Genomic DNA, 8367 nt, shown 5'->3' with positions numbered 1-8367 from the left:
TCCATAAGTTCGCTATCATTTAACACCATGGAATATCAAGATTATTATAAAATTCTAGGTGCCTCGCGTGATGCGACGGCAGATGAAATTAAAAAAAGTTATCGAAAACTAGCACGCAAATATCATCTGCTATTATTACCGCCATTTTAATCAGGAGAAAATGATGCATCCGATGCTTAACATCGCGATTCAGGCCGCCCGCAATGCTGCCCGCATCATTGTGCGCCTTGTTGATAGACTTTATGTCCTCGATATTAATGAAAAAACGCACAACGATTTTGTGACCCAGGTGGATCGGCTGTCCGAAGAGGAAATTATTAACACTATTCATAAAGCCTACCCAAACCACGCTATACTGGCTGAAGAAATGGGCCTTCAAAAATATAAAAATGATTATACATGGATTATTGATCCCCTTGATGGAACGGCCAATTTTATTCATGGTTTTCCACAATTTGCGATATCGATCGCTTTAAAATACCGCGGAACGCTGGAAACTGGATTGGTCTATGATCCTCTGCGTCAAGAATTATTTACGGCTACTAGAGGCAGTGGAGCGCAACTCAATAATCGTAAAATTCGTGTTAGCTCCTGTCAGAAATTAAGCCATGCCTTAATAGGAACTGGCTTTCCTTTTAAAAAAGAAAAAGAACTTTTTCTTGCTTATCTCAAAACTTTTGAGGCTGTATTTCTCCAAACCAACGGTATTCGCCGCGCTGGTGCTGCCGCCTTGGATCTTGCTTATGTTGCTGCTGGGCGGCTGGATGGCTTTTGGGAAATGTCTCTTCGTCCCTGGGACATGGCCGCTGGCATTTTGTTAATTACGGAAGCCGGAGGTCTAGTAAGTGATTTTAAAGGAGAAAACAATTATATCGAAAACGGCAGCGTAATTGCTGGTAACCCAAGGATGTACAAATCTTTATTAGAAATAATTTCAAAAGTGAGTCTTTAAGTCAGAGGAAACGAACCAGTAATTCCTGTGTGGAATGGCGGGACTGTCAGTATCAAGATTAGAATTCAACGGCTTCTTTTTCTATCTGCTTTTTGACAGAGATAATGGGAAGCCGTCTCTCTTGCGGGCTCGAAATTAAACTCTAATTTTATGATTTTTTATAAAACCGCTGTTGCTCGTTAAACTTTACCGGAATTTAAATAATCAATGGCATTGCATTAAAAAAATTAATCAATTTTGAAATGTCTGCCGTAACACTATAATACCAAATTCATAAAATTAAGCTAACACTAATTGTGCTTCTACAGTCCCGTCTTTAGCGGCTTTTTCATAGTACAATCTGGCTTTATTAAAATCGATTTTTTTCGCAACAGCTGCCTCTCTCATCAAGCCTAATTGATAAGTTGCAAATGAATTATTTTTTGCGCCGCTTGACTATAAATTTTTAATCCGGTATTCGGGTCTCAAAACCAACCGCCCCTTTAAATACACTCATGCAATCTGAACTGCCGCCAAGAAAACCCATTTTGAGCCGAGCCTTTGTATAAGAGGAAAGCTTTTTATGGATCACTTTTACTCCTTTTCATACTCATACATTAAATCCAGATTATAGAGCACTTGAGGGTTATGAAGTTCAGAAGCTAAAGTATATCGCTTTTTGGCTTCTATAATTATGTTTGCTCATTTCATAAATAAAGACAAGCCTTACTTTAGCGGACACATAATTTTTCACAGCCGATTTTTTTAACCAATCAATGGCCTTGTTAACGTCGCGATGAACGCCTCGACCCAAATAGTACGTGTTTCCTAATAAATATTGAACGATGAGATTCCCTTGTTTGGCCGACTTTTAGTTAGTACTACTCTTCTGCTTTGTCATAATTTTTCAGAAAAAATTATGTTCATTCATAAATCCTACTGGATCATTCAAAATTTGATAAGCTTTTTGTGCTATTTCAAACGTTTTCTCTGATGTAATCTGACTTTGTTGCAAATAAAAATAATCTAGACCTCATTAGCTTTCTCTAGGCCTCTTTTCCCTGATTTTTGGTAAAGATCATAGGAATTTTCCAATTTTGTGTTTTTTATAAAGAAACACTATTATCTATCGAGATTTAGAAAATCGCTGACATAAAGTTCTGTTAAACGATAAGCAGCAATAGGTAAGTTTCCACCCACAACAGCTAAGCTGTACACAGCTTTCGCCCCATTAAAGCTCTTGAAAAGAATTTTATTATTGGTAGCTTTAATGTCTCGCCCATAAATGTTGCCTAAGACAAATTGATCTTGCAAACTATCTTTCAAGGCAGCCCTTATAAACCAACTGATTGCTTTTTTTATAATCTTGAGGAACCCCTTTTTCTTGTAAATAATAAGTTCCATAAATAATAAGTTCCAATAGCATATTTGGCTTTTAAATAATTTTTTTGCACCGCTTTCGTATACAATTGAAATGCAATTTCATGGTGGGTCTTTTTGAACACCTAATCCATTTTCATACATTTTCCCCAATCTTAAAGAGTGATTGAGTATAACTGCAATTGGCCACTCGAGAGAGGGATTGAAAAGTTTCTTTATAATTTAATTGCATTATTTAAATTTAAGATAGAATCTTTTCTGGTAGAATGTCTTTAAAATTCGCTGAATTCAAATTCAATTTAAAATAGGTTTTTATCTAAGGTCATGGATTTCAGCTCTTTAGTAAAATTTTTCATACAGGCAGTGGCTGTAATAGGGTTGTTAAATTGAAGGTCTGCTTTTTGCATGAGTCCAACCATGATTTGTGAAGGTGTGAATTCAGAACAATTCTCACTATTAGCCTTGATATCGCTCCTATTAATTCGATTAATTTTATCCAATGTTTTTCTTGCTTCTTTATTTTCGTTAGCAGCCACTTTTTCCAACCATTCAACTCCTTTTATAGGATCTTTTTCTGTTTCATTTCCAGCATATAGTATTGTGTCCAGTAAATACTGAGCATCGGGATAGTTATATTTGTCGGCCGCTTTGGTTAAGAAAATTCTTTCTATTCCTATAGCCAGCCTGTCTGCTCGCTAAGAAAATTTTGCCCAGTTTATATTGAGCCATAGAAATTCGTTTTGAGCTGTCCAATGAAATATTTTTTAGCAATATCAATATGTTTTTAACACCGCATCTATTCAGATAGCTAATTCCAGTAAAAAAAATTGAGCGCCAGTATCCACTGCTTTTTTAAACCAAGGCACCGCCTTTCCAAAATCTTTTTGTTGTTAAAAACAATAATTTCCCGGATGTAATTGGACTAGCAAATATCTTAATTCTGCCGGGTGCGTCATATAATAAATCCTTTTTCAAAATCTCTCCGAACTCCAAAATCGTTCATATACATGCTGGCTAAATAACATGTCGCTCCCCCATTATTTTTTCACTAATTATTTTAATCCATTTTTTGTCGTTGGATAGTTTTCTTTGTAATACTCCTGGAAGACAGATCTTTTATCAGAATAACTAATTGAAAAAAACTTAATGTTAAGATAAAAACAGCTATTCGTTTCATAGCAGCAATTCTTCGTTCTTCAAGATATATTTTTTCAAGTCAATAAGCAAAATCCGTACTAATGTATTGCGCTAACAGCCCCACTCGAAGAGTCAACATTTTCTACAACCCAATAATTTCCACAATTATTATCGCCAAAACGTCTACGCGAAAATTCACAAATATCTATCACTTTACTACAGTTGATTATTTTAAGTTTTAAAATATCATTTCCACCATTGGCATAAGTATATTTGACTTTTTCTCATCAGTGGCTAAGACAGATCAGCCATTAGCTGCTATGGTAGTATTGATATGGATAATATAAGGCTCGTCATTGGACCTAGCTTGAAAAAAAATAATCACTTGTTTTGAAACATTTTTAACTCGCACTATTCCCCAATGGGGAGTTTCTCTACTAGAACTTTTTTCCCTAAATGGCCGTCTTTAGTAGCCATATTTACAAAATTTTTGTTTAACCATTTAGCATTTTGTTTGAATAATCGCACACAACCGTGGCTATCCCGATAACCGATAACTTCATTAGAACCGTAAAGCGTGCATCCTTTAAAAAGAACATATATATATAATAAATAGGAATAACACCACAACCGCTCATCTTGATGGAGAATACATTGGATTTATACCCCGTCCCTTCTTACAAAAAATATAAAAGATACCTGTGATCGCCTCACACGAACGGCTTACATTGCAAGAATAATTCTTACCCGAGGAAATGAGCCCCATTTAATCAATTGACCTCTGAATGATAAGCACCCCAAACCAATTGATCTTGGTTAAGAATAATTAATTTTTCGCCAGGATTTTTAATTGTCAGTGCGAAAGGAAAAATACTGTAAATTGTGACGTCTTTTAAATCTTTTGAAACCGCCAAGGTTTGACCCGGATACAAATAAGTACCAGTGCGGCTAAGCCTTTGAACTAAATCACGCTGCTTTTCATCGGGGAACAAGTTCTGCCAACTCTAGGTTCGCTGTACTTTGATACATTCAAAACCCCAATTTTTCGCACAAATCAGTGCCGCAATACTCATTGGACCTATCCGCCCAAATGCAATAGAAGCACCTAACAATGAGATTAAAACTATGAAGATTGCCTTTTCCATGGCCTTCATCCGTTAATTTTTCCTAATTAAGCAGGAAATGTACTCAAGCTAATTTTCAATCAACTAGAGACAAAAACGCCAGGATGGCGGCTTCCGAGCTCTCAGAGATGAGTTCACGGCGTGTCCGCAAAATGTGATCCCTCCCCCGCTTGGAAGGCAGCAATCGATCAACTAAGGAATGAGAAATCAACCGTCCCAATTAAGGCAAATCATCCTCAATTTTCTTGGGCGAACGAATAAGATGCTGACGGCTTAGACCAAACGTTACCGCCAAGGACCCCGCAATATAAATGGAGGAATAAGTCCCGATAACAATGCCGATGATCAAAGCCAATGCAAAAGGCCGCAGAGTAGAACCACCAAAAATAAATAAAACAAGCACGACAATCAATGTTAACCCAGAAGTCATAATAGTCCGAGAAAGAGTTTGATTAATTGAAAGATCCACAATCTCAGTTGGACTCCTACGACGAACCTTACGGAAATTCTCACGGACACGGTCATAAACAACGATAGTATCGTTAAGTGAATAACCGATAACCGTTAACACAGCCGCCAACACGATCAAGTTAAATTCGATATGGAAAAAAGAAAAAATACCTAAAATCAAAACCGGATCGTGAATTAAAGCAATCGCGGCACTAAACGCAAACCGCATCTCGAATCGAAGGGCGATATAAATCATCGTAGCAATCAACGCCACAATCAACGCCAAAATACCATTACTCATCAATTGTTTGCCGACTTGAGGACCGATATAATCCAAAGAACCAATATGCCCTCCTGGTATTGCAGACATTAATTTTTCTTTTAATTGCTCCTGGGTTAATTCTTTATGCGGGGCCACCCGAACAGAAATGTGATGAACATCGTAAACACGAACAACTGCTTGAGGAAATCCCGCCTCTGCCAAGTTTTTCCGAATTTGGTTCGTATCGACAGGCTTTGTAAAATTAACTTCTACTTGTGTACCACCGATAAAATCAAGACCTAAATTCAATCCATTAACAGCCAGCGTAATAATAGAGGCTAGAAAAATAATGACTGAAAAAATTCCCGCACACTTACGTTGGCGCATGAATGGAATCTTAGTATTGGTCTTAAAAAATTCCATTACCTCTTAGCCTCTGCGGGTTTTTCGTTAATCCCAATAGACAAACGTGAAGTTTTGCGCCGTCCGTACACTAAATTCACCACCGCCCGCGTAAAGAAAATCGCTGTCACCATCGACGACAACAAGCCAATAGTTGTCGTCACAGCGAAGCCTTGGACGGGCCCCGAGCCTAAAGCAAATAAGATAATCATTACAATCAGCGTGGTCATATTGGCATCCACAATGGTAGCAAAAGCCCGATCGTATCCGGCTTTGATACTTGCTTGCGGCGACATCCCATTACGCAACTCTTCTCGTATTCGCTCGTTAATTAGCACATTCGCATCCACGGCCATTCCCACCGTTAACACAATACCCGCAATACCGGGCAAAGTAAGGGTTGCACCTAAAATGGATAACACCCCAACAATAAAGACGATATTCAAAGCTAACGCGATGTCAGCAATGACACCGAACAGACGATAGTAGAACGCCGTAAACACAATCACCAATAAGACGCCAATTTCGGTAGATAAAATCCCCATGTGGATATTTTCTTGGCCCAAACTCGGACCCACCACTCGTTCTTGCACAAAATCAACGGGGACAGGATAAGAACCATAGCGTAATAACAAGGCTAAATTTTTTGCATAATCCATCGTAGATAAGTTAGTTATTTGGAAATCGTTTCCAAGAGCAGTTTGAATAGTCGCTATATTAATAATACGCTCAATTTGCCGGTGTTGAGTCACTACCTTTCCATTGACTAAATGACGCGTAGTTTGAGTTTCTACGTAAACAACGGCTAAGGGTTTGCCGATATTTTCTCCCGTAATTCGATTAAAAGAAGGCAAATCGCCGCCACCCACCCGAACTCGCACCGCTGGCCGGCCATCTTCTCCAATAACGCTCAAGGCGTTAATAATCGAAGTTCCTTTTAATACGACTTGCTTCTTTAATAACACGGGCTGCTTTTCGAAGGTATATAATTTTGAACCAAAAGGCACAGGCCCCTTGGTTGTGGCTGTTTTAGCATCATGTTCAACATCCACCAATTGCAAACGAATGGTCGCTACTTTACCAATAATATCTTTGGCTCGAGCCGTGTCTTGAATGCCAGGCAAATCAACGCTGATTTGGCTTCCTCCTTGCTGTTGGATAGCCGGTTCCGCAACGCCTAACTCATTAACACGGTTTCTGAGGATCATTGCTATTTGATCCACTGCATTTTGCTGGATTTGGTGCAATGTCGTTATTAAAATAGTGCCTCGAAGACTCGAGGCCGTGGCTTCAAAACGGTAGTCAGGAAATTGTTTCTCCAAGAGTGTGCGCGCCTGATCACGGGCTTCTTGGTTACGGAAATGGATCATTACGCCATTTTGGTTGCTTAACATCTCTGTATATGAAATGCGGGCTTCTCGAAGCGCCGTTGCCATGTTATGTAAGTCGCCCAATTCCTGGGCTTTCACCATGGCGTCCACATCCACATCTAATAAAAAATGGATACCGCCGCGCAGGTCCAATCCTAAGTGCATCGGTTTTGCGCCGATCGCCTGTAACCATCGGGGCGTCCGCGGCACCAGATTCAATGCAACGGAATAATCAGTACCAACAACAGCCTGAATCACATCCTGCGCTTTAAGCTGATCTTCGGTATTGGGAAAGCGAACTAAAACGATGTTATTGACAAGCCGAACCGAAAGATAAGAAATATGTTGAGCGTTTAAGGTTGATTTGATTTTTTCTTCAACATCCTCAATGGGAGCACTATTCTTAGCTGATATTTGAATAGCCGGATCTTGCCCACATAAGTTAGGTAACGCACAAATGAAACTGATGACGATGAGTACGGCGACTAATACATAACGCCACAACGGATATCGATTCATGCATTACCCTAACTTGTTAAAATCAAATCAATCGTTCCTTTTGGCAACATAGAAGCTATAGAAGATTTCTGTACAGTGATTTCGGTACCTTTGCTAATTTCAAGGACAACAAAATTGTCTTTTAGTCGCGACACCCTTGCAACAACGCCCCCTGTCGTCACCACCTCATCACCTAAAGAAATACCTTCCAGCAGTTGTCGATGTTCTTTAGCTCGCTTGCTTTGAGGACGAATTAACAGAAAATAAAACACCAGAATTAATAGGAGCGGTAACCACAGCATGGACCAAAAACCTCCTGGATGCGGCGCTCGAGCTGTAACTGGTGGTGCAGCATAAGTGACCCCTACGCCTAATACACTCAATAGACTCATAATGTTACTCCTCTTAAAAAAAGGACTTAATGTACCGTGTTCAAGTCAAAGACGCAAATTTTAAGGGGGCAGCGCGACTAATCTCGGCATTGGTAGACCGATTGACGGCCTTCGCGCACGGTGTCCTAATTTCCGGCCGATTCCGAAAAAGGATTAAATGCAAACGCAAAAGAAGAAAAAATTAATAAAAAAATTCATAAAAATAAATGCTTCATAGTAAATCCGCCTTCTCAGTGATAACCGGAATATACTAACACACTTTTCCTAACCTCCTCATTCATAAAGTTCCTGCTTGGTTTGATTAAAAGTTCAGATTTTCAACAAACAACCCAATGAAAAGTGCGCTCTTTAAAGGGGGCGTTATAATGCGCCAACACAGAATTTCTATTTTAAATAAAGAGCAGGTGATGAAAGATATTAA

At 39.1% G+C, this 8367-nt stretch carries 7 protein-coding genes and 2 pseudogenes; 2 read left to right on the top strand and 7 right to left on the bottom strand.

Annotated elements, in window-relative coordinates; translation table 11 throughout:
• Positions 1–27 precede the first annotated feature (27 nt).
• Together FIV31_RS06460 and FIV31_RS06455 are read left to right on the top strand one after the other, a co-directional pair.
• Positions 28–150 (top strand): DnaJ domain-containing protein, encoded by a 123-nt coding sequence (locus FIV31_RS06460; RefSeq protein ID WP_425278276.1) that lies wholly within the window; start codon positions 28–30, stop codon positions 148–150.
• Between the two features lie 10 nt (positions 151–160).
• Complete coding sequence (locus FIV31_RS06455; protein WP_280124204.1) at positions 161–952, top strand: inositol monophosphatase family protein; 792 nt, start codon at positions 161–163, stop codon at positions 950–952.
• Between the two features lie 1101 nt (positions 953–2053).
• On the opposite strand, the gene FIV31_RS06450 is transcribed toward FIV31_RS06455, so the two are convergent.
• The 7 genes and pseudogenes from FIV31_RS06450 to FIV31_RS06410 form a co-directional block, all read right to left on the bottom strand.
• Positions 2054–2335 (bottom strand): SEL1-like repeat protein, encoded by a 282-nt coding sequence (locus tag FIV31_RS06450; protein ID WP_280124203.1) that lies wholly within the window; start codon positions 2333–2335, stop codon positions 2054–2056.
• A 275-nt stretch (positions 2336–2610) separates the two neighbouring features.
• The gene (locus tag FIV31_RS06445; RefSeq protein WP_280124202.1) at positions 2611–2856 is read right to left on the bottom strand and encodes a hypothetical protein; all 246 of its coding nucleotides are present in this window, start codon (positions 2854–2856) and stop codon (positions 2611–2613) included.
• Positions 2857–3859: 1003 nt separating this feature from the next.
• Positions 3860–4602: pseudogene (locus FIV31_RS08660) on the bottom strand (L,D-transpeptidase).
• Between the two features lie 190 nt (positions 4603–4792).
• The gene (gene secF, locus FIV31_RS06425) at positions 4793–5707 is read right to left on the bottom strand and encodes a protein translocase subunit SecF (RefSeq protein ID WP_280124200.1); all 915 of its coding nucleotides are present in this window, start codon (positions 5705–5707) and stop codon (positions 4793–4795) included.
• Positions 5707–7575, bottom strand: a complete 1869-nt coding sequence (gene secD, locus FIV31_RS06420) for a protein translocase subunit SecD (RefSeq protein WP_280124199.1) — start codon at positions 7573–7575, stop codon at positions 5707–5709. Before secD ends, secF begins: the two co-directional genes overlap by 1 nt.
• 8 nt (positions 7576–7583) lie before the next feature.
• Positions 7584–7946: a preprotein translocase subunit YajC gene (gene yajC, locus FIV31_RS06415; protein WP_280124198.1), complete on the bottom strand. Its 363-nt coding sequence runs from the start codon at positions 7944–7946 to the stop codon at positions 7584–7586.
• A 26-nt stretch (positions 7947–7972) separates the two neighbouring features.
• Positions 7973–8076 (bottom strand): annotated as a pseudogene (locus FIV31_RS06410) (hypothetical protein); the annotation flags it as partial.
• Positions 8077–8367: the final 291 nt, after the last annotated feature.

It is taken from the genome of Coxiella endosymbiont of Ornithodoros amblus, assembly GCF_019425495.1.
In the GTDB taxonomy this organism is placed as follows: Bacteria; Pseudomonadota; Gammaproteobacteria; order Coxiellales; family Coxiellaceae; genus Coxiella.
This window is presented reverse-complemented; position numbering and strand designations above follow the sequence as displayed.